The 20,412-nt window shown below is 70.2% G+C and carries 18 protein-coding genes; 8 read left to right on the top strand and 10 right to left on the bottom strand.

Annotated elements, in window-relative coordinates:
• The first annotated feature begins 33 nt into the window (after positions 1-33).
• Entirely contained in the window at positions 34-1,977 is a 1,944-nt protein-coding gene (locus tag B7L05_RS09680; protein WP_085810050.1) for a TonB-dependent siderophore receptor, read from the top strand.
• Between the two features lie 43 nt (positions 1,978-2,020).
• Here B7L05_RS09680 and B7L05_RS09675 read toward each other — a convergent pair whose 3' ends face one another.
• The gene (locus B7L05_RS09675; protein WP_085810049.1) at positions 2,021-4,555 is read right to left on the bottom strand and encodes an ABC transporter permease; all 2,535 of its coding nucleotides are present in this window, start codon (positions 4,553-4,555) and stop codon (positions 2,021-2,023) included.
• Entirely contained in the window at positions 4,552-5,247 is a 696-nt protein-coding gene (locus B7L05_RS09670) for an ABC transporter ATP-binding protein (protein WP_085810048.1), read from the bottom strand. Before B7L05_RS09670 ends, B7L05_RS09675 begins: the two co-directional genes overlap by 4 nt.
• 20 nt (positions 5,248-5,267) lie before the next feature.
• Here B7L05_RS09670 and B7L05_RS09665 point away from each other — a divergent pair, with 20 nt between their 5' ends.
• The gene (locus B7L05_RS09665; RefSeq protein WP_085810047.1) at positions 5,268-5,993 is read left to right on the top strand and encodes an arylesterase; all 726 of its coding nucleotides are present in this window, start codon (positions 5,268-5,270) and stop codon (positions 5,991-5,993) included.
• 56 nt (positions 5,994-6,049) lie between these two features.
• Here the strand turns inward: B7L05_RS09665 and B7L05_RS09660 are convergent, their stop codons facing one another.
• The 6 genes from B7L05_RS09660 to lgt all read right to left on the bottom strand — a co-directional run bounded on the left by B7L05_RS09660 (position 6,050) and on the right by lgt (position 10,543).
• Entirely contained in the window at positions 6,050-6,625 is a 576-nt protein-coding gene (locus B7L05_RS09660; RefSeq protein WP_085810103.1) for an opacity protein, read from the bottom strand.
• Positions 6,626-6,783: 158 nt separating this feature from the next.
• Positions 6,784-7,320 carry an MAPEG family protein gene (locus tag B7L05_RS09655; RefSeq protein ID WP_256926678.1) on the bottom strand — a complete coding sequence of 179 codons (537 nt, stop codon included), beginning with the start codon at positions 7,318-7,320 and terminating at the stop codon, positions 6,784-6,786.
• Complete coding sequence (gene pgeF, locus B7L05_RS09650; RefSeq protein WP_085810046.1) at positions 7,317-8,090, bottom strand: peptidoglycan editing factor PgeF; 774 nt, start codon at positions 8,088-8,090, stop codon at positions 7,317-7,319. Before pgeF ends, B7L05_RS09655 begins: the two co-directional genes overlap by 4 nt.
• On the bottom strand, positions 8,087-8,602 hold the full coding sequence (locus B7L05_RS09645; protein WP_179187177.1) for a GNAT family N-acetyltransferase: 516 nt from the start codon (positions 8,600-8,602) through the stop codon (positions 8,087-8,089). The genes pgeF and B7L05_RS09645 overlap by 4 nt, the downstream gene beginning before the upstream one ends.
• A complete protein-coding gene (locus B7L05_RS09640) occupies positions 8,599-9,651 on the bottom strand; it encodes a class I SAM-dependent methyltransferase (protein WP_085810101.1) in 1,053 nt (350 codons plus the stop codon). Before B7L05_RS09640 ends, B7L05_RS09645 begins: the two co-directional genes overlap by 4 nt.
• 16 nt (positions 9,652-9,667) lie before the next feature.
• Positions 9,668-10,543, bottom strand: a complete 876-nt coding sequence (gene lgt / locus B7L05_RS09635; protein ID WP_144037218.1) for a prolipoprotein diacylglyceryl transferase — start codon at positions 10,541-10,543, stop codon at positions 9,668-9,670.
• A gap of 89 nt (positions 10,544-10,632) precedes the next feature.
• Between lgt and B7L05_RS09630 the strand changes: the two genes are divergently transcribed.
• From B7L05_RS09630 to phbB, 4 genes are all read left to right on the top strand, one after another.
• A complete protein-coding gene (locus tag B7L05_RS09630; RefSeq protein ID WP_085810043.1) occupies positions 10,633-12,336 on the top strand; it encodes a class I adenylate-forming enzyme family protein in 1,704 nt (567 codons plus the stop codon).
• A gap of 105 nt (positions 12,337-12,441) precedes the next feature.
• Positions 12,442-14,646, top strand: a complete 2,205-nt coding sequence (locus B7L05_RS09625; protein WP_085810042.1) for a xanthine dehydrogenase family protein molybdopterin-binding subunit — start codon at positions 12,442-12,444, stop codon at positions 14,644-14,646.
• A complete protein-coding gene (gene hemH / locus B7L05_RS09620; protein ID WP_085810041.1) occupies positions 14,643-15,650 on the top strand; it encodes a ferrochelatase in 1,008 nt (335 codons plus the stop codon). Before B7L05_RS09625 ends, hemH begins: the two co-directional genes overlap by 4 nt.
• A 34-nt stretch (positions 15,651-15,684) precedes the next feature.
• Positions 15,685-16,407, top strand: a complete 723-nt coding sequence (gene phbB / locus B7L05_RS09615; RefSeq protein WP_085810040.1) for an acetoacetyl-CoA reductase — start codon at positions 15,685-15,687, stop codon at positions 16,405-16,407.
• A gap of 145 nt (positions 16,408-16,552) precedes the next feature.
• On the opposite strand, the gene B7L05_RS09610 is transcribed toward phbB, so the two are convergent.
• On the bottom strand, positions 16,553-16,867 hold the full coding sequence (locus B7L05_RS09610) for an antitoxin Xre/MbcA/ParS toxin-binding domain-containing protein (protein ID WP_085810039.1): 315 nt from the start codon (positions 16,865-16,867) through the stop codon (positions 16,553-16,555).
• Positions 16,864-17,040, bottom strand: a complete 177-nt coding sequence (locus B7L05_RS17440; RefSeq protein WP_179187176.1) for a hypothetical protein — start codon at positions 17,038-17,040, stop codon at positions 16,864-16,866. The genes B7L05_RS09610 and B7L05_RS17440 overlap by 4 nt, the downstream gene beginning before the upstream one ends.
• Positions 17,041-17,180: 140 nt before the next feature.
• Between B7L05_RS17440 and B7L05_RS09605 the strand changes: the two genes are divergently transcribed.
• The gene (locus B7L05_RS09605; RefSeq protein WP_085810038.1) at positions 17,181-19,928 is read left to right on the top strand and encodes a [protein-PII] uridylyltransferase; all 2,748 of its coding nucleotides are present in this window, start codon (positions 17,181-17,183) and stop codon (positions 19,926-19,928) included.
• A gap of 45 nt (positions 19,929-19,973) precedes the next feature.
• Positions 19,974-20,354: a VOC family protein gene (locus B7L05_RS09600; protein WP_085810037.1), complete on the top strand. Its 381-nt coding sequence runs from the start codon at positions 19,974-19,976 to the stop codon at positions 20,352-20,354.
• The last annotated feature ends 58 nt before the right edge of the window (positions 20,355-20,412 follow it).

Below are 20,412 nucleotides of genomic sequence, written 5' to 3'. Positions count from 1 at the left end.
TGTCCGAACGTTCGGCGCGGGGGGAATAAAAGAATGAAGAGCCATGTTTCGCTGCTGGCGCTCGCACTCGCGAGCGTCGCCACACCGTCGCTCGCGCAGAGCGACCCGACGATCCCGACGCGCGATGCCGAGGGCCGCGACATCGTCGTCACCGGATCGCGATCGGGCGACGCCAACCGTGTGTCCGACCTGCCGGCGTCGGTATCGGTCATCGCCGACGAGGATCTGCGGCTGCGCCAGACGCGCATCGTCTCCGACGTGCTGCGCGACGTGCCCGGCGTGTCGGTAAGCCGCACCGGCGCGATCGGCGGGCTGACGCAGGTGCGCATCCGCGGCAGCGAGAGCAACCACGTGCTGGTGCTGATCGACGGGATCGAAGTCGCCGACCCGTATCAGGGCGAGTATGATTTCGGCACGCTGATCGCCGACGAGGCCGCGCGGATCGAGGTGCTGCGCGGGCAGCAATCGTCGCTCTACGGCTCCGATGCGATCGGCGGCGTGATCCAGGTGATCACGCTGACCGGCCGCGAGGCGCCGGGGCTGTCGCTGCGCGCGGAGGGCGGATCGTTCGGCACCGCGGCGGGCGGCGCACGCTTCGCCGGCGTTTCCGACACGATCGACTATGCGCTGTCGGCGACCGCCTATCGCACCGACGGCACGCCGACCGCGCGCGGCGGCGAGCGCGACATCGGATCGACCAGCGTCGGCGCGACCGCCAAGCTGACGTGGACACCGTCCGACGTGTTCAAGCTGACCGGCGTCGGCCGCTACAGCTACACCGACGCGCGCAGCAACAATTCGGAGAACGATACTTCGAGCCCGCTGTTCGGCTACACCGTCGACAGCCCGGGCGTGAAGACGCGCAACGAGGCGTTCTATGGATTGGCGCGCGGCGAATTGTCGCTGGCGGATGGCCGCTGGGTGAGCGCGCTGACCGGGCAGATCGCCGACACGACGCGCAAGGGCTTCACCGCCGCCGGCTTCGATTACGGCGACGAGGGCACGCGCTACAAGGGATCGTTCGAGACGAGCTATCGCTTCGGCAGCGACCGCGTGATCAACCGCGTGACCGGCGCGGTCGATTTCGAGCGCGAGGAATTCCGCAACACCACGCCCTCGCCCTTCGCCTTCCAGGGGCGGCGCGCGACGGAAAATTGGGGCTTCGTCGGGCAGTACGAATTGACCGTCGACGATGCCTTTTCGGCCGGCGCGAGCGTGCGGCACGACGCCAACGATCGCTTCGACGACGTGACGACGTGGCGCGCACAGGCGGGCTATCGCCTGCCGTTCGGGCTGCGCGTGCGCGGCGCGTACGGCACGGGCATCAAGAACCCCGGCTATTTCGAGCTCTTCGGCTATTCGGACGGGCGCTACATCGGCAATCCGAACCTGAAGCCCGAGAAGTCGAAGGGCTGGGAAGCGGGCGTCGATCAGGAGGTCGCCGGCACGACGGCGACGATCGGCGCGACCTATTTCGACAACAGGCTGACCAACGAGATCTACACCACCTATCCCGCGCCCGCGTTCGTCGCGACGCCGGCGAACCGCACGACGCTGTCGAAGCAGCACGGCGTGGAGGTGTTCGTATCCGCCCGGCCGATCCCGCAGATCAAGTTCGACCTCGCCTATACCTATCTCGATGCCGAGGAGAACGGGGTGACCGAGCTGCGCCGGCCGCGCCATATCGGCAGCCTCAACACGAGCGTGTTCAGCGCCGACCAGCGCTTCTCCGGCACGCTGACGCTGCGCTACAACGGGCGGCAGTTCGACAATGCGTTCATCGATCCGAGCTTCGTGCCGGTGCGCGTGAGCCTGCAGGAATATGTGCTGATGAACCTCAGCGCAGAATACCGGCTCACCGATCGCTTCTCGCTGTTCGGACGCGCGGAGAACCTGCTCGACGAACGGTACGAGGAGATCTTCAGCTTCGTCGGCCAGGGGCGCAGCGTGATCGGCGGGGTGCGCGCGAAGTTCTGATCGTTCGGGCGCCCGCCCTTCCGATGCGGGGGGCGGGCGTCCGCTACAGCGTGCGCAGCGCGCGGGCGGGGCGCAGCGCCATCAGCGGCAGCGATCCGGCGAGCCCGATGCCGAGCGTGAGCAGCGCGCCGCCCGCCAGCGTGGCGAGCACCTGCACCCAATCGGGCGCCCAGCCGAAATCGAACACCTGGACGATGACGAACCACGCCGCCGTCAGCCCGAGCGCGAGCGCCACTGCGGCGAGGATCGCGGCGAGCAGCCCGTATTCGAGCGCCTGCGTGCCGAGCACCTGCCAGCGCGTCGCCCCCAGCGTCTTCAGGATGACGCTGTCATAGGCGCGGGACTGGCGCGACGCGGCGATCGCGCCGACGAGCACCGCGATGCCGGCCAGGATCGCGATCGAGGCGGCGGCTACGATCGCCTGCGCCATCTGATCGAGGATGCCGCCGATCTGCCCGATGACGTCGCTGACCGCGATCACCGACGCGGCGGGAAAGGCGCCGAGCAGCGCGCGCGTGACGGCCCCGTCGCGCGCCTTGTCCATCGTGATCGTCGCGGTGACGCTGTGCGGCGCGGCGGCGAGCGTGTTGGGCGAAAACACCATGATGTAGTTGAAGCCCATCGTGTCCCAGTTGATCTTGCGCAGCGAGGCGATGCGCGCGGGGATCTCGCGGCCGAGCACGCTGACCGTCAGCGTATCGCCGACGCCGATGTTCAGCACCTTGGCCGCCTCCGCATCGAGCGAGACGAGCGGTGGGCCGGCATAGTCCTTCGGCCACCATCGGCCGGCGACGAGGTCGCTGCCCTGCGGCAGCGCGTCGCTGTACGTCGCGCCGCGCTCGCGGCCGAGGAACCACGCGCCATCGGGCAGCTGCTTCAGGTCCGCGACGCGCTGGTCGCCATAGGCGACGATCGTCGCGCGTAGCGCGGGGACGACGTTGAGCGCGGCGCCGGGCGCGGTCTGCGCGACGAGCGAGCGGAAGCGCGCGGCGTCGGCAACGGGCACGTCGAGGACGAATAGATTGGGGGCCTTCTTGGGCACCGAGCGCGCGATCTCGGCGGAAAGGCTCGACTGGATCGCGGCAAGCGTGACGAACAGCGTCAGCGCGAGGCCGAGCGCGACGACGAGCGCGCCGGTCTGCGCACCGGGGCGGTGGAGATTGCCGAGCGCGAGGCGCAGCAGCGGGCGACGCGGGCGCGGCAGCGCGCGGGCGATCCGCGCCACGCCCCAGCCGAGCGCGAGCAGCAGCACAAGCACGCCCGCAACGGCGCCGAGCACCGCGGCGGAGAACAAGGGCTCGCGCGCGGTGCCGAGCGCGACCGCGACGAGCGCGGCGGCGGCGAGTGCGACGCGCGCGAATGTACGCCGGTCGACGCCGCGGCGCGGATCGACGCCCGAGCGGAAGATCGCCGCCGCTGGCTGCGTGCGCGCGCGGGCGAGCGGCGGCAGCGTGAAGGCATAGGCGATGATGAGGCCGTAGAGCGCGCTGGTGGCGAGCGGCACCGGGTGAAGCGCGAAGCCGGGGCGGACCGGCAGCACGTCGCCGAGCAGCGCGACGATCGCCGGCGGGATCAGCGCGCCGACGACGAGCCCACTGGCGATCGCGAGCGCGGCGACCGCGCCGATCTGCAGCAGGTAGATGCGTGCGATGTCCTGGCTTCGCGCGCCGAGCACCTTGAGCGTCGCGATCGATCCGCGCTTGAGCGCGAGGTACGACGACACGCCGTTGCTGACGCCGATCCCGGCGATGACCAGCGCCGCGAGCCCGATCAGCGACAGGAACTGGCCCATACGTTCGAAGAAGCGGTTCGCGCCGGGCGCGGCGCGGCCGTGATCCTTGAACGACCAGCCATCCGCCGCGTGCGCCTTCTCCAGCCGGTCACGCAAGGCGGGTGCGTCGGTGCCGGGCGGGGTGCGCAGACGGTACTTGCTGTCGTAGAGGCTGCCGGGCTGGATCAGCCCGGTGCGCGCAAGCCCGTCGAGCGAGACGATCGCGACGGGGCCGAGCGTGAACCCCTCGCCGACGCGATCTGGCTCGTCGGCGATGACTCCAGCGACAGTGAAATCGGCGCTGCCGTAGCGCAGCCGCGCCCCGCGGCCGATCGCCAGCCGATCGGCGAGCGCCTGGCCGATGACGACGCGATCGGGGGCGAGCGGCGCGTAGCGGCCTTCGGCGAGGCGCAGCGTGCCGTAGAGCGGATAGGCGCGGTCGACGCCCTTCAGCTCGGTGAGCACCGCCGGCGGCGCGTCGCTCCGCGCCGGGCCGAGCGCGCGTGCCATCGCGCGCAGGCGGATCGTCTCACTGACGCTGCCGAGCCGCCGCAGCATCGCGAGATCGGCCGGCGCGATCTGCCGCTGCATCATCGCGATCTCGATATCACCGCCGAGCAGCGTACGGCCGCGTGCGGCAAGCTCCTGCGTGATCGCGGCGGTGAGGCTGCCGATCGCCGCGAGCGTCGCGACGCCGAGGAACAGGCAGACGAATAGGAGGCGGAGCCCGCGGAAGCCGGCGTGGAGATCGCGCCGCGCGATCCGCCAGGTCGCGCCCCAGCCGAGCGCGCCAGCATCGTCGCTCACGCGCGGCGCTCCCCGACGATGCGGCCGTCGCGCATCTCGATCACGCGCGCGCAGCGGTCGGCGAGCGCGGGATCGTGGGTGATGATGAGCAGCGTCGCACCCGCCGCGCGCTGGCGCGCGAACAGCAGGTCGATCACCGCGGCGCCGGTGGCCGCGTCGAGATTGCCGGTCGGCTCGTCGGCGAAGAGGATCGCGGGCTGCGGCGCGACGGCGCGCGCGATCGCGACGCGCTGCTGCTCGCCGCCCGATAGCTGGGCTGGATAATGATCGAGCCGGTGGCCGAGGCCGACCGCAGCGAGTTCGTTGGCGGCGATGGTAAAGGCATCGGCGTGGCCGCCAAGTTCGAGCGGAACGGCGACATTCTCGAGCGCGGTCATCGTCGGCAGCAGGTGGAAGGCCTGGAGCACGATGCCGATCCGCCCGCGCCGCGCCTTGGCCAGCCCGTCCTCGTCGAGGCGGCCGAAATCGACGCCGCCGACGCTGACGCTGCCGCCGCTCGCGCGTTCGAGCCCAGACAGCACCGCCATCAGCGACGACTTGCCCGATCCCGAGGCGCCGAGGATCGCGAGGCTCTCCCCCGCCGCGATATCGAGATCGACGCCCTTCAGCACCTCCACCGGGGCGGCGCGGCTGCCGAGCGTGAGCGTGACATCGCGCGCGCGGACCGCGATAGCAGCGTCCTGGTTAGGCATAGGTGAGGGACGCTCCCGACATGATGGCGATGCGACATTTGGTGGCGGCGCTGGCGCTTGTCCACCTGAGCGCGGCGTGCAGCCCGGCGCGTGACGACGCGACAGGCATCGACAATGCGGCGGCGCCCGCCGCCGCGCCGGCGAACGTGGCCGAAGCGGCGGCGCCGCAAGGCGATCGGCGGCTGATCGTGGCGTTCGGCGACAGTCTGTATGCGGGCTACAATCTGCCGGCAGGTGACGGCTTCGCACCGGTGCTTGAGCGCGCGCTGACCGCGCAAGGGGTGCCGGCGCAGGTGGTGAACGCCGGCGTGTCGGGCGATACGAGCGCGGGCGGGCGCAGCCGGCTTGCCTTCGTGCTCGACGGACTGCCGCGAAAGCCCGATCTCGTCGTGCTGGGGCTGGGCGCGAACGACATGCTGCGCGGGCTCGATCCGGCGGCGACACGGGCCAACCTCGACGCGATGCTGGCGACGCTGAAGACGCGCGGCATTCCCGCGATGCTGACGGGCATGGTCGCCGCGCCGAACATGGGCGCGGACTATGCCGGCGCGTTCAACGCCATCTATCCCGATCTGGCGAAGAAATACGGCGTGCCGCTCTACCCGTTCTTCCTCGACGGCGTGATCACCGATCGCGGCCTGCTACTGGGCGACGGCATCCATCCCAATGCCGCCGGCGTGAAGCGCGTGGTCGCGAAGGTGGCGCCGATCGTGGCGGACGCACTGCCGCCCGCTGCCGGGCAATGAAAAAGGGGCCCCGGCAGCGTGCCGGGGCCCCTTTCGAGATTAGCCGATCTTCGAAATCAGAAGTGGCCGATGACGCCGATCATCGGACGGACCGATTCGAACTCGCCGGTGGTCGACACTTCGGCGCGCAGCCGGATGCCTTCCTTCTTGGTCAGCCCGTCCAGCCCGATCGCCGCCGGGCCGAACTCGCCGCCGATGCCGTAGGAGACACGGCCGAAATCGGGGCTGTTGTTGCCGTAGCGGTCGAAGTTGACCCAGCGATAGCCAGCCTTGACGTAGACGAGGCCCGATTCACCGGCGCGCGCGCCGACGCGGCCGTGCACGCCATATTCCCAGTCGATATCGCCGGTGAAGCCCTTGGCCGCATTGCCCTCGACACCGACGAAGAACCCGCCGAGCGGCACGTTGACGCCGGCCACGCCCTCGACCAGCCCGCCCTTGAGGCGATCACCGCGCGGGCTGGCCGGAATGCCGCCGCCCGGGTTGCTCTCGAACCCTTCGTAGCCGCCCATCACGCCGACGTACGGGTCGATGCCGAACGCGCGCGAGCCATCGGTGGTGGTATCCTGCGCTGCAGCGACGGCGGGAACGAGGAAAGCGGCAGCAGTCGCCGCCATGATCAACTTCTTCATGAAAATTACCTTTGAAGCGAGCCGCATACGTCATGCGCGGCTCGCGTGTAGAAACCGCCGGCGACGGGCATGTTTCCGCATGCGGCGCAAAAGCGGCGGCGTGTTGCAGCGCGGTAACAGTAGTTTGGTAGCTTTGCGCTAGGCTGGCGACGACGCGCCTACCTGAGCAAGCGGCGTGCGGCGAGCGCGAGCGCAACGATCGTCGGGTAGAAGGTAAAGCCGAAGCCGAATGCGCGCCGCGCGGCACCGCGGGCGTATCCCAGCGCGAAGCAGCCACGACCGAGGCAGAACAGCGCGGCGAAAACCGGGACGAGCGCGATCTCCCGCTCCCGGACGACGCTGGCTAGTGCGAGGTGCGCGAAGACGGCGAGCGTCACCTGTTCATGCGTGTTGGCGAGGAGTGCGCGGCCGATTGCCACCGGCGGCGTAGCAGGGGCAAACGCCGCCCCGTCGACATCCGCGGCGGAGAAGAAGCGCCGTGCCGCCACTGCGGCGATCGCGAACAGCAACGTCGCGACGACGGGAATGTCGCACCTCAGCGCAAAGGCGAGGCGGTCTGCGGTGGTCGGCATCGCGGGCAACAGGCCGCCGCCCCAGCGAAGCGCCACGATCGCTGCGACGATCGTCACCCCCGCCGCCGCCGCCATGCCGGTGGCGACGCCGCGCTGCTGCGACGCGAACGGCGGGGCGCTCACCCCGGCAGGCCGATGATCGCGATCTGACGGCCGTAGCTCGGCTCGCCGCGGTGCGTCGCGCGGCGGTAGCTGAAGAAGCGCTGCTCGTCGGCATAGGTATCGAGCCCCAGCGCCTCGATCCGGCGGACCCCGGCGGCGGCGAGTCGGTGCGCGACATAGGCTTCGAGATCGAACTGCGCGTGACCGGGGCGGGCATCGACGAAGAAGCGCTCGTTCGCGGGATCGACCGCCTCGAACCGCTGGCGGAACGCGTCGTCCACTTCGTAGCTCGCACGCGCGATGCACGGGCCGATCGCGACGACGATCGCCTCGCGCCGCGCCCCCAGCGCCTCCATCGCCGCGATCGTCGCGTCGGTGACGCCGGCGAGCGCGCCCTTCCATCCGGCGTGCGCGGCACCGACGACTCCCGCGGCGGGATCGGCGAGCAAGACTGGCGCGCAATCGGCGGTGAGGATGCCGAGCGCGAGTCCCGGCCTCGCGGTAACCAGCGCGTCGGCGCGTGGCCGCTCGGCGGGAAGCGCATCCAGCGTCACGCAGTCGGCGGAATGGATCTGGTAGCAGGTGGCAAGCGCGGCGCCGGGCAGTACGGCGGCTAGCGCGCGGGCGCGGTTCTCCGCCACCGCAGCGGGATCGTCCTCCGACCCCAGGCCGACGTTGAGCCCGCCGTGGATCCCGGCGGAGACGCCGCCCCGCCGGCCGAGGAAACCGTGCGCGATCCCGTCGAGCGCGCGGGCGCGGATCGGCGCGACCTGATCGGCGGTACCCGTCACAGATCAAGCCGCATGATAAGATCGCGGTCGATCTGGCTGCCCGTCTGGAAGGCATAGTCGCCGACGTGGACGAAGCCGTGCTTAGCATAGAAGGCCCGCGCGCGATCGTTGCCTTCCCAGACGGTGAGGAGGATCGCGGGCGTGCCGCGGCGGCGCGCGAGCCCCTTCGCCCAATCGAGCAGCGCGGGCGCGACGCCGCTGCCGTGCGCCGCGGGATCGACGTAGAGCTGGTGCAGGTGGATCGTCCCCGCGGTCGGCACCTCGCCGTCGAAGAAGGTGGGGCCCAGCTTGCAATAGCCGACGACGACGCCGTCCTTCAGCGCGACCTGAAAGTCGTAGGCGGGATCGGCGAGGTGGCGGCGCAGCGTGCCGGCCGGGCCGTAAGCGTTGGCGACATAGGCATCGATATCCGCCGGCGGGGCGGAATGCGCGAAGGTCGCGAGCCAGACGCGGCGCGCCATTTCGTCGATCGCCGCCCCATCGGTGGCGACGGCGTTGCGATAATCGATCATGCGAAACCTGCCGGCCGCGGCCATTGGGGGTGATGGATGGCAAGCACCTTGAACAACGTGCCCATCGCGTCGACCAGCCGATCGCGATCGGCGGTAACCTTGGGCCCGAGCGCGGCGGCGCGCGCATCGATGCCGAGCGCGCGGAGGAATTCGCCCTGCCCGTCCGGCCCGGCGATGCGCGCGCCGCTGGCGAGGCCGACCGCGCCCAGCGTTGCGAAATCGACGTGCGCGGTGAGATCGCGATCGCCCGGCGCCTCGAACGGATTGGCGAAGGCGTGGCCGCGCACTGCCTGCAGCGTGTCGCCGATCGCCGGGCCTTCGTAGCCATAGTCGATCACCAGCGCCGCGCCGCCCTGCGCGACGATCCGCGCGGCGAGGACGCGCATGATCCCGACGCTGGCGGGCGACGTCTCGATGATCGACCCGGCCGGCGCATCGACGAGGTGCGGCGGGATGATCGCGTCGGGCACCTGCTTGCCGGGGATCGGCAGGAACAGCGTATCCTGGCAGGCGACGAAGCGCTCGTGCCAGCTGCCCGCGCGGCGGACGAGCTGGCGGATCGGCAGCGCATCGAAGAATTCGTTGGCGACGACGATCAGCGGGCGATTGGTGGGGAGATCCTCGACATCGTCGTGCCACGTCGCGCCGGCGACCCGCTTCGCCTGCTCGGCGCGGAGCACCGGGCTCGTCTCGACGAAGTGAACGGGCGGCGCGAACCCCGCCTTTGCCGCGGCGCGCATCGCATCGGCGGTGAGCGTACCGCGCCCCGGGCCGAGCTCGACCCAGCGCACGTCGGGGCGGCCGGCGCGATCCCACAGGTCCGCCGCCCACAACCCGATCAACTCGCCGAACATCTGGCTGATCTCGGGCGCGGTGGTGAAATCGCCCGCCGCGCCGAGCGGATTGCGCGTCGCGTAATAATGCGCGTTGGCGGCCGCCATATACTGGCTGACCGGGATCGGCCCGCCGAGCGCGATCGCGCGGGCGAGCCGTTCGGGCAGCGGGCCGTCGGCGCCGGGTGCGCGATCGGCTGATGGAGCGGCCGTCATCGCAGAGCCCGGCGCGTCAGGCGACGCTCTCGCCGCCGGCGATCGGCTCGACCCGCTGGCGGCGGCCCGGCGCGGTGGCAACGAGATAGAGCCCGCCGGCGATCATCGGCAGGCAGAGCAGCTGCCCCATGTGGATCGTCGTGGCGAAGAAGGTGCCGGCGAACTGCGAATCGGGTTCGCGAAAGAATTCGACGACGAAGCGCGCGACGCCGTAGCCGACGAGGAACAGCCCGACGAGCTTGCCCGGCTGGTAACGCGCCTTGGTGCGCCAGAAGAAGAACCACAGGATCGCGAAGAGGACGATGCCCTCGAGCCCCGCCTCGTACAGCTGGCTGGGATGCCGCGCCGGTTCGGGCACGCCGATCGGCACCGTGCGGTCGAACACGATGCCCCAGGGCGCTTGCGTCGGCTTGCCCCACAATTCGCCGTTCACGAAGTTGGCGAGCCGCCCGAAGAACAACCCGAACGGCACCACGCAGGCGACGTAATCGTGGATGCGCAGCCAGTTCAGCCCGTTCTTGCGCGCGAACAGGATGATCGCGAGGCTGGTGCCGATCACCCCGCCGTGGAAGCTCATCCCCCCGTCCCACAGACGCAAGATGCGCAGGGGATGAAGGAACATCTCGGGCGCGTAGAAGACGACGTAGCCGATCCGCCCGCCCAGGATAATGCCGAGCGTGGCGTAGAAGACGAGATCGTCGGCGTGGCGCCGCGCCATCGGTGCGCCGGGCTGGTCGAGCAGCTTCAGCAGATACCACCAGCCGATGACGATGCCGGCGATATAGGCGAGGCTGTACCAGCGCAGCGTGAAGAAGCCGATCGAGAACACATCGGGATGCAGACCGAGCTCCGCAAAGCGGATGTGGCCGGTGGCCGCCGCGGCAGCAATCATTTGAGGCAGGATCAAGGCTTTCCCCTATCGCGTCGCGCCTGCATAAAGGGGCGGGGCAGCAAGACCAATAGCCATGCGGAGAGCGTTGCATGAAGACCGAACTCGACCACAAGATGGATGCCGTCATGGCGGCGATGACCGCAGAGGGCGGCCCGCTTGCGCTCGGTTCGATCGCGCGCTTCGGCCGCGAGCTGCCGATCATCGCGGGTGCCCCGCCGACGCTGCCGGCCTATTTCGATCATTATTGCCAGCAGCACGCCGGCACCGAATTCCTCGTCGCGGGCGATGAGCGGCTGACCTACGCCGACGTGTACGAGCGCGCGCGCGCCGTCGCCGCGGCGCTGGCGAGCGGCTTCGGCGTCGGCAAGGGCGACCGCGTCGGCATCGCGGCGCGCAATTCGCCGTCGTGGATCGTCCTCTACATGGGCATTCTGATGGCGGGCGGCGTCGCGACACTGCTCAACGGCTGGTGGCAATCGGAGGAATTGCAGGCGAGCATCGAGGATGTCGGCTGCGGGCTCGTTTTCGCCGATCCGCCGCGCTGCAAGCGGCTCGCCGCGATCGACCAGCTGACCGCCACCGTGGTCGAGTTCGACGACCTGCAGCCGGTCGACACCGCGCTGAAGCCGATCCTGGCGAAGGGCGCGGGCGAGGCCGAGCTGCCGCAGGTGGGGCCGGACGACCACGCGACGATCCTGTTCACTTCGGGCTCGACCGGCCAGTCGAAGGGCGCGCTGTCGACGCATCGCCAGGTGACGCAGGGGGTATTCAACTACCTCGGCTCGGCGATGATGATGCTCGCGATCGCGGCGCAGGACGGTCAGGAAGCCGGCGCGCTGCAGCCGTCGACGCTGCTCAACGTACCGCTGTTCCACGTCACTGCCGAAGTGCCGGTGATGCTGCAGTCGTTCGCTATCGGGCGCAAGCTGGTGCTGATGCCCAAGTGGGACGCGGAGGAGGCGATGCGCCTCATTCAGCAGGAGAAGATCACCTATTTCGTCGGCGTGCCGCTGATGAGCTTCGAGATGCTGACGCATCCCAATCGCCACAAATACGACCTGTCGAGCGTCGCCGACATCGCCGCGGGCGGCGCGCCGCGCCCGGTGGAGCACGTCAAGCGGATCGACGAGGAAATGGAGGGCGCGCCGCTGATCGGCTACGGGCTGACCGAGACGAACGGCGTCGGCACGGGCAACTGGCGGTCGAACTACCTCGCCAAGCCCAATTCGGCCGGGCGACCGTCGATGCCGCTGGTCGACCTCGCTATCCTCGACGACGCCGGCAATCCGGTGGCGCAGGGCGAGCGCGGCGAAGTGGCGATCCGATCGGCGGCGAACTTCGAAGAATATTGGGGCAAGCCCGAGGCGACCGCGAGCGCCTATACCGCCGACGGCTATTTCCGCACCGGCGACATCGGCTATCTCGACGAGGACGGCTATCTGTTCATCGTCGACCGCAAGAAGGACATCATCATCCGCGGCGGCGAGAACATCAGCTGCCAGGAGGTCGAGGCGGCGCTGTACGAGCACCCTGATGTAGCGGAAGCCGCGGTGTTCGGGCTGCCGGACGAGAAATACGGCGAGGTTCCGGGCGCGGTGGTGCATTTGTCGAGCCGCGGTGCGGTGACCGCGGAGGACCTTACCGCCTTCCTCCACCAGCATATCGCGGCCTTCAAGGTGCCGGCCAAGATCTGGCTGTCCGACGATGCGCTGCCGCGGCTGGGCACCGAGAAGATCGACAAGGTGGGGCTGCGCACCCGCTATCGCGCGCTGGCGAATACCGAGGCGGCGTGACGGCCCTAGCGCCGGTGGCTGCGGCTGCGGGCGCGCGCACCTCCCCGTCGCCCCGCGCGCGCAACGCCGATGACGGCGCGGCGATCGCGGGCTAAGCCCGCGCGGATGATCTCGCGGCGTTCCTTGCTGGTGACCGGTGGCGCGGGGGTGGGCCTCGCGCTCGCCTGGGCGGTGTGGCCGCGCGACTATGCGGTCGATCTGGCGCCGACGGCGGGCGAGACGCAATTCGGCGCGTGGCTCAAGATCGCCGAGAGCGGGCAGATCACCGTCGCGGTGCCGCAGGCGGAGCACGGCCAGGGCGTTTGGACGGTGCTGCCGCAGATCCTGGCCGACGAGCTGGGCGCCGACTGGCGCACGATTGGCGTGGAGGCGGCGCTGCCGAGCCCGCTCTACGCCAACCCGCTCGCCGCCGACGCGCTGTTCGGCACGGGGGGCGTGCCTGAGGCAGTGCGGCGCGAGCATTGGGTGCGATCGGCGCTGGTGCTGACCGGCGGATCGACATCGGTGCGCTCGTTCGAGCAGCCGCTGCGCGAGGCGGGCGCGGCGGCGCGTGTGCTGCTGTGCCGCGCGGCGGCGGCGCGCTGGGGGATCGAGTGGGAGGCGTGCGAGACGCGCGACGGCTTCGTCGTCGCCGGCAATCGGCGGCTGCGCTTTGGCGAGCTCGCCGCAGCGGCGGCGCGCGAGACGCTGCCCGACGATCTGCCGCTGCGCATCGGCGACGCGGGCCGACTGACGGGGCAGCCGCTGCCGCGGCTTGACGCGCCGGCAAAGGTCGACGGATCGGCCAATTTCGCCGCCGACGTGCGGCTGCCCGACATGGTCTTCGCCAGCATCTGCCAGGGGCCGGCGGGGGGCGAGAGCCGGCTGGTGCGCGTCGATCGCGCGGCGGCGGACCGGGTGAGCGGCGTCGTCGCGGTGGTGGAGAATGCACGCTGGGTCGCGGCGGCGGCGAACAATTGGTGGGCGGCGAACCGCGCAATCGCCGCGCTTGCGCCGCGCTTCGAGACGCGCGGTGCGCTGGCGGACGACGCAGCGATCGCACGCGCGCTCGATGCGGCGCTGGCGGGCGAGGGGCGGCGGCTAGCGGCGATCGGCGACGTGTCTGACGTGCTGCAAGGCGACGTGGTGCGCGCCGACTATGCGATCGGCGTTGGCGTCCACGCCGCGATCGAGACGCCGACCGCGACGGCGTGGTGGCACGCCGACCGGCTTGAACTGTGGGTGCCGACGCAGGCGCCGACAGCGGCGCGCGCGGCGGCGGCGCGTGCGATCGGCGTGGGCGAAAGCGCGGTGACGATCCACCCGATGCTGATCGGCGGATCGTTCGGCCAGGCGCTGGAGCATGACGCGATCGCACAGGCGGCGATGCTGGCGGTGACGCTGAAGCGCCCGGTGCAGCTTACGTGGTCGCGCCGCGAGGCGATCATGCACGATCGGTTCGGGGCGCCGGCCAAGGCGCGCATGGCGGCGCGGATGGCGAGCGACGGGCGTATCCTCGAATGGCAGGCGCGGATCGCGACGCCGGCGACCGGCGCGGCGCTGGCGGCGCGGCTTGCGCCGGGCGATCCGCTGCTGCGCGCCGACGCGCTGCTCCCCGCACGGGCGGACGGCTACGCGATGTCGGGCGCGCTGCCGCCGTATCGGCTGCCCGCGCTGTCGGTCGATCATCACGTCGCCGATCTGCCGATCCCGGTCGGCCATCTGCGCGGCCAAGCGAACCGCGCTAACGCCTTCTTCACCGAATGCTTCCTCGACGAGCTGGCGCATCGCGCTGGCGCGGAACCGATGTCGTACCGGATCGGCATGCTGGGGCACGACGCGCGGCTCGCGCGCTGCCTGACCACGGCGGCGTCGCTCGGCGGGTGGGACGGCGGGCGGCCGGGCAGCGGCCAGGGGCTGGCGTGCCACGCAATGGCCGGCAGCAGCATCGCGATTCTCGCCGAAGCGCAGTTCGACGGGGCGGGGCGGCCGCGCGTCGACCGCATCGTTGCCGCGGTCGATGCCGGGCGGGTGATAAATTCCGACGTGGTGCGCCAGCAGATCGAGGGCGGCATCGTGCTCGGCCTGGCGCTCGCCACCGGCGCGGGGCCGGGGTTCGCGGGCGGGATCGCGCGCGCGCGGCGGATCGGCGACCTCGCGCTGCCGCGCCTTGCCGATACGCCCGAGATCACCGTCGAGCTGCTGCCGAGCGACGCTGAGCCCGGCGGGATCAGCGATCTCGGCGTACCGGCCGTCGCCCCGGCGATCGCCAACGCGCTGACCGCGGCGACCGGCAACCGGCTGCGCACCCTGCCGTTTGGAGCATCATGACCCTACCCCCCGATCACCCACCCATTCCCCCGCGCCGGATCGGCGTGCTGCTGATCAACCTCGGCACGCCCGACGCGCCCGATGCGCGATCGGTGCGGCGCTATCTCGCCGAATTCCTGTCCGACCGGCGCGTCGTCGAGATCCCGCAGATCGTGTGGCAGCCGATCCTGCGCGGCGCGGTGCTGACGACGCGACCGAAAAAATCGGCGCACGCCTATGGCCAAGTGTGGCGCGAGGATGGATCGCCGCTCGCTGCGATCACGCGCGCGCAGGCGACAGCGCTCCGCGATGCCTTCGGGCCAGAGGTGATGGTCGACCACGCGATGCGCTACGGACGGCCGGCGATCGCCGACCGGCTGCAGGCGATGAAGGATGCGGGGTGCGAGCGCATCCTGCTGGCGCCGCTCTACCCGCAATATTGCGCGGCGACGACTGCGACCGCGAACGACAAGGCGTTCGCGCATCTCGCGACGCAGCGCTGGCAGCCCGCGATCCGCACGCTGCCGCCGTATCACGATGATCCGGCCTATATCGCGGCGCTGAAGGCGTCGATCGAGGATGGACTGGCGGCACTCGATTACACGCCCGACCTACTGATTGCGAGCTTCCACGGCATGCCCAAGCGCACGCTTCAGCTGGGCGATCCGTACCATTGCCACTGCCAGAAGACCGCGCGGCTGCTCGCCGAGGCGATGGGGCGAGAGGTGCGCATCACCTTTCAATCGCGCTTCGGCCCGGCGAAGTGGCTCGAACCCGCGACCGACACGACGCTCGCTGCTTTGCCCGGCGAAGGCGTGCGGAAGGTGGCAATCGTCGCGCCGGGCTTTTCCGCCGACTGCCTGGAAACGCTGGAAGAACTGGCGATCCGCGGGCGCGAGACATTCGAGGAGGCGGGGGGCACGCACTTCGCCTACCTGCCGTGCCTCAACGACAGCGCCGTCGGCATCGATTTGTTACGCACGCTGCTGGCGCGGGAGCTTGAAGGCTGGGTGGCGGCTAAGTAGCGTCGCGGCTGACTGCGGATTAGGGAGAGGCTGAATGGCACGGGTCGCGATCGTCACGGGCGGAACGCGCGGGATCGGCGAGGCAATCAGCCTGGCGCTCGAGGACATGGGCATGACGGTGGCGGCGAATTACGCCGGCAACGACGAGAAGGCCGCCGCCTTCACCGAGCGAACGGGGATCAGGGCGTATAAATGGGACGTCGCCGATCACGAGGCGTGCCAGGCGGGCGTCGCGCGCGTCGCGGAGGAACTCGGCCCTGTCGACGTGCTGGTCAACAACGCCGGCATCACGCGCGACGGCACGATCCTGAAAATGACGTACCAGATGTGGAAGGAGGTCATGGACACCAACCTTGGCGGGTGTTTCAACATGGCCAAGGCGGTGTTCCCGGGCATGCGCGAGCGCGGCTGGGGCCGGATCGTCAACATCGGCTCGATCAATGGCCAGGCGGGCCAGTACGGGCAGGTCAACTATGCCGCCGCGAAGAGCGGCATCCACGGCTTCACCAAGGCGCTGTCGCAGGAGGGCGCGCGCGCCGGCGTGACGGTGAACGCGATCGCGCCGGGCTATATCGATACCGACATGGTCGCGGCGGTGCCCGCCGACGTGCTCGACAAGATCGTCGCCAAGATCCCGGTCGGGCGGCTCGGCCAGGCGCACGAGATCGCGCGCGGCGTCGCGTTCCTGTGTTCGGAAGAGGGCGGGTTCGTCACCGGATCCACGCTGAGCATCAACGGCGGCCAGCATATGTACTGACGGGCGCAGGCCCGCGCGGCGGGCCGATGCGCGGCGCGTAGCGCTCGGGCTGCGCCCGGCACGGCCGGCGGGTCGGCAGCGCCGAACCCGTCCGACGACGCGGCTTCGCCGCGGCGTGCCTAGCGACCGACCCCTCGACCGCGCCTCAGCGCGGTGCGGCCGCCGCGTGCGCGACGATCGCCGCCTCAACCGCCGCCATCCCCGATGCGCTCGCCGTGGCGACGTCGAGCGGGCGGCCGCCGAGTGCCGCGTCAGGTTCGTTGAGGAAGGCACGCGAGGCATCGCGGCCCATCTTCTCGAACGCGAGGCGCACGGCGCGGCCCTGACGATCGGCCTCCTCGACTGACAGCTTGGATTTGGTAGCGGCGGTGCGGAACTGGCGCCGCTTCACCACCGGTGCCGGTGCCGGCGTGTCGCCCGCATCTTCGCCGACGACCAGAGTTTCCGGCGCGGTGCTCATGCCGCGCGGCCGGCGAGCGGGCTGGTGGCGCCGCTGCGGGACTGGAGCGCCGCGATCCGCGTCGCGTAACCGCGCGTGAGCCCGGCGTGCGCGTGGCGCGCCTCCGGCGAGGCGGCGGCGCGCACCCGCATCAGCGAGATCTGGTGGCGGGCGAGTAGGTGATTGAGATCCATGGAACACTCCGGCGCGTAAGCGGGAGCACGTGCGTCTCTCAGCCGCCAGCGCCTACGGGCGGTGATACTGGCGATTGTTACTATATAGGAACGATTGCGCCCGGTTCCAAGGCGCGTCGCTTTGCCGTACCGCTGGCGGGATGAGCACGCGCTTCGACACGCTTCCCAATCGCCGGGCGATCGTCGATCGCCGCGCGCTCGCCGAGGCGATCGCCGCGCTCGAGATCGACGACCCCGCGCTGCTGCGCCGTACCGCCACCGCGATGCTCAAGGACGCGCTCGACGCCGGGCGCGCGGAGATCGCGCGAAGGCTCGCCGACCGCCCATCGCGCGGGCTGGAGGCGGCGAATGCGCAAGCGTTCCTGATCGACCAGCTGCTGCGCATCCTGCTCGATCTCATCACCCAGCGGCTGTACCCGCCGACCAATCGTACCGCAGGTGAACGCCTGTCGCTGATCGCGGTCGGCGGCTACGGCCGCGGCGAGATGGCGCCGTTCTCCGACGTCGACATCGGTTTCCTGACGCCGTGGAAGCAGACGCCATGGGCCGAGCAGGTGATCGAATCGATGCTCTACGCGCTGTGGGACCTTGGGCTGAAGGTCGGCCATTCGTCGCGCTCGCTCGACGAGATGGTGCGCCAGGCGAAGGGTGACGTGACGATCCGTACCGCGCTGCTCGAAGGGCGGTTCGTGTGGGGCGACACCGCGCTGCACGACGAGGCGATCGCGCGCTTCAAGGCGGAGGTGACGTTCGGCACCGAGCGCCAATTCATCGCCGACAAGCTCGCCGAGCGAAACGTGCGCCACGTGAAGATGGGCGACACGCGCTACGTCGTCGAGCCCAATGTGAAGGAGGGCAAGGGCGCGCTGCGCGACCTCCACGCGCTGTTCTGGATCGGCAAGTACGTCTACGACGTCGATCGCGCCGCGCAGCTCGTCGACGTGGGGCTGTTCACCCCTGCGGAATACCGCCTGTTCAACCGTGCCGACAATTTCCTGTGGGCGGTGCGCTGCCACCTCCACCTCGCCGCGGGGCGTGCCGAGGACCGGCTGACTTTCGACATGCAGCGCGAGATCGCGGAGCGGATGCGCTTCTCCGACCGGCCGGGCAAGGCGGCGGTCGAGCGGTTCATGCAATATTACTTTCTGCACGCCAAATCGGTCGGCGCGCTGACGGGCGTGTTCCTGGCGCACCTCGACGAGAAGTTCGCCGCGCGCGGGCGCCGCTTTGGCCTGCCGCAGCTGCGCCGGCGCCCGCGTAAACTGGCGGGGTTCGTGCTCGATCGCGGGCGGCTCGCGCTGCCGCACGACGGCTTCTTCGCCGAGGATCCGGTGCGGCTGATCGAGATCTTCCAGCTCGCCGATCTGCACGGGGTGGAAATCCATCCGCTTGCCGCGCGCGCCGCGACGCGCGACGCCAAGCTGGTCGACGACGTGCGCACCGATCCGCGCGCCAACGCGCTGTTCCTCGACGTGCTGACGAGCCCGCGCGATCCCGAACTTGTGCTGCGCTGGATGAACGAGACGGGTGTGTTCGGGCGCTTCGTGCCCGATTTCGGCCGCGTCGTCGCGCAGATGCAGTTCGACATGTACCACCATTACACCGTCGACGAGCACACGATCCGCGCGATCGGGCTGCTCGCGCGGATCGAGAGCGGCGCGCTGGCCGCCGACCACCCGCTCGCCACCGCGATCTTCGACCAGATCCTGTCGCGGCGCGTGCTGTACGTCGCGGTGCTGCTGCACGACATCGCCAAGGGGCGCGGCGGCGACCATTCGATCCTGGGCGCGGCGGTTGCCGAGCGGCTGTGCCCGCGCTTCGGGCTGAGCCGCGCGGAGACCGAAACGGTGGCGTGGCTGGTGCGGCATCACCTGCTGATGTCGGCGACGGCGTTCAAGCGCGACCTGTCGGACTTCAAGACGATCCTCGATTTCACCGCCGTGGTGCAATCGGCGGAGCGGCTGCGGCTGCTGCTGATCCTGACGATCGTCGATATCCGTGCGGTCGGCCCCGGCACCTGGAACGGGTGGAAACGCCAGCTGCTCGGCGATCTGTTCGAGGCGGCGGAGGAGGTGCTGCGGCTCGGCCACAAGCAAAAGGGCCGCGGCGAGCGGATTGAGGCGAAGCAGACGAATCTCGCGGCGGCGATGGCGTGGGATGCCGACGCGCTGGCGCGCTACGTCCGTCGCTTTCCCGAGGCCTATTGGATCGCCGAGCCCGAGGACGTGCTGCTCCACAACGCCCGCTTCGTCGCCAAGATGGGCGAGGCGCGGCTGGCGATCGACGCGCAGGTCTATGCGCAGCGCGGCGCGACGCTCGTCACCGTCTATGCCGCCGATCATCCCGGCATCTTCTATCGCATCGCCGGCGCGATCCACGTCGCCGGCGGCAACATCATTGACGCGCGTATCCACACGACGCGCGACGGCATGGCGCTGGATAATTTCCTGGTGCAGGACCCCTATGGCCGGCCGTTTGCCGAGGACGACCAGCTCGCGCGGCTGCGCACCGCGATCGAGGATGCGCTGGCAAACCGCGGCAAGCTGATCGACCGGCTGAAGGCGAAGCCGCTGCCGCGCACCCGCGCCGATGCCTTCGCGATCGAACCCAACGTGCTGATCGACAACAAGGCGTCGAACCGCTTCACCGTCGTCGAGGTGACGGCGCGCGACCGGCCGGCGCTGCTCAACCAGCTGGCGCACGCGCTGTTCCAGTCGAAGGTGACGATCCACTCGGCGCACGTCGCGACCTATGGCGAGCGCGCGGTCGACACTTTCTACCTGACCGATCTGACGGGCGACAAGATCGCCAGCGGGCCGCGGCTCAAGACGCTGGAGAAGCGGCTGCTCGACGCCGCCGCGGGTCGCGCGATGGAGCTTGCCGCCTAGCCACCGACCGCGCACCATCCTGTTCGATCAAGCGGGAGGTGCGCGATGCCGGTGCTGGGAATAGGTGGCTTGTTCTTTCGCGCGCGCGATCCCGATGCGCTGAGCGCCTGGTACCGCACGCATCTCGGCGTCGGCGCGGGCTGCAACGCGAGCGGGGACGGCGCAGCGAGCGAATGGTTCTGGCAGACGCAGGGCGGGCCGACGGTGTTCGCGCCGTTCCGCGCCGACAGCGATTATTTCGCCGCCGACAAGGCGTGGATGCTCAACCTGCGCGTTAGCGACCTTGCCGGGCTGGTCGCAACGCTCGCGGCATCCGGCATCGCCGCCGAGACGCGGACGGAATGGGATTCGCCGGAGACGGGCCGCTTTGCGCGCATCCACGATCCCGAGGGCAATGCGATCGAGCTGTGGGAACCGCCGGCCTGACGGCCAAGAAAAAGGCGGCACCTGGATCGACCAGATGCCGCCTTTCCTAAGCGATCGG

Source organism: Sphingomonas sp. TZW2008, from assembly GCF_002117915.1.
GTDB lineage: Bacteria > Pseudomonadota > Alphaproteobacteria > Sphingomonadales > Sphingomonadaceae > Sphingomonas.
This window is presented reverse-complemented; position numbering and strand designations above follow the sequence as displayed.

Bases quoted from the DNA above. Each gene is read 5' to 3' on its own strand.
- B7L05_RS09680 (WP_085810050.1), top strand. From the start codon at position 34: ATGAAGAGCCATGTTTCGCTGCTGGCGCTCGCACTCGCGAGCGTCGCC.
- B7L05_RS09670 (WP_085810048.1), bottom strand. From the start codon at position 5,247: ATGCCTAACCAGGACGCTGCTATCGCGGTCCGCGCGCGCGATGTCACG.
- B7L05_RS09665 (WP_085810047.1), top strand. From the start codon at position 5,268: ATGATGGCGATGCGACATTTGGTGGCGGCGCTGGCGCTTGTCCACCTG.
- B7L05_RS09660 (WP_085810103.1), bottom strand. From the start codon at position 6,625: ATGAAGAAGTTGATCATGGCGGCGACTGCTGCCGCTTTCCTCGTTCCC.
- B7L05_RS09645 (WP_179187177.1), bottom strand. From the start codon at position 8,602: ATGATCGATTATCGCAACGCCGTCGCCACCGATGGGGCGGCGATCGAC.
- B7L05_RS09640 (WP_085810101.1), bottom strand. From the start codon at position 9,651: ATGACGGCCGCTCCATCAGCCGATCGCGCACCCGGCGCCGACGGCCCG.
- lgt (WP_144037218.1), bottom strand. From the start codon at position 10,543: ATGATTGCTGCCGCGGCGGCCACCGGCCACATCCGCTTTGCGGAGCTC.
- B7L05_RS09630 (WP_085810043.1), top strand. From the start codon at position 10,633: ATGAAGACCGAACTCGACCACAAGATGGATGCCGTCATGGCGGCGATG.
- B7L05_RS09625 (WP_085810042.1), top strand. From the start codon at position 12,442: ATGATCTCGCGGCGTTCCTTGCTGGTGACCGGTGGCGCGGGGGTGGGC.
- hemH (WP_085810041.1), top strand. From the start codon at position 14,643: ATGACCCTACCCCCCGATCACCCACCCATTCCCCCGCGCCGGATCGGC.
- phbB (WP_085810040.1), top strand. From the start codon at position 15,685: ATGGCACGGGTCGCGATCGTCACGGGCGGAACGCGCGGGATCGGCGAG.
- B7L05_RS09610 (WP_085810039.1), bottom strand. From the start codon at position 16,867: ATGAGCACCGCGCCGGAAACTCTGGTCGTCGGCGAAGATGCGGGCGAC.
- B7L05_RS17440 (WP_179187176.1), bottom strand. From the start codon at position 17,040: ATGGATCTCAATCACCTACTCGCCCGCCACCAGATCTCGCTGATGCGG.
- B7L05_RS09605 (WP_085810038.1), top strand. From the start codon at position 17,181: ATGAGCACGCGCTTCGACACGCTTCCCAATCGCCGGGCGATCGTCGAT.
- B7L05_RS09600 (WP_085810037.1), top strand. From the start codon at position 19,974: ATGCCGGTGCTGGGAATAGGTGGCTTGTTCTTTCGCGCGCGCGATCCC.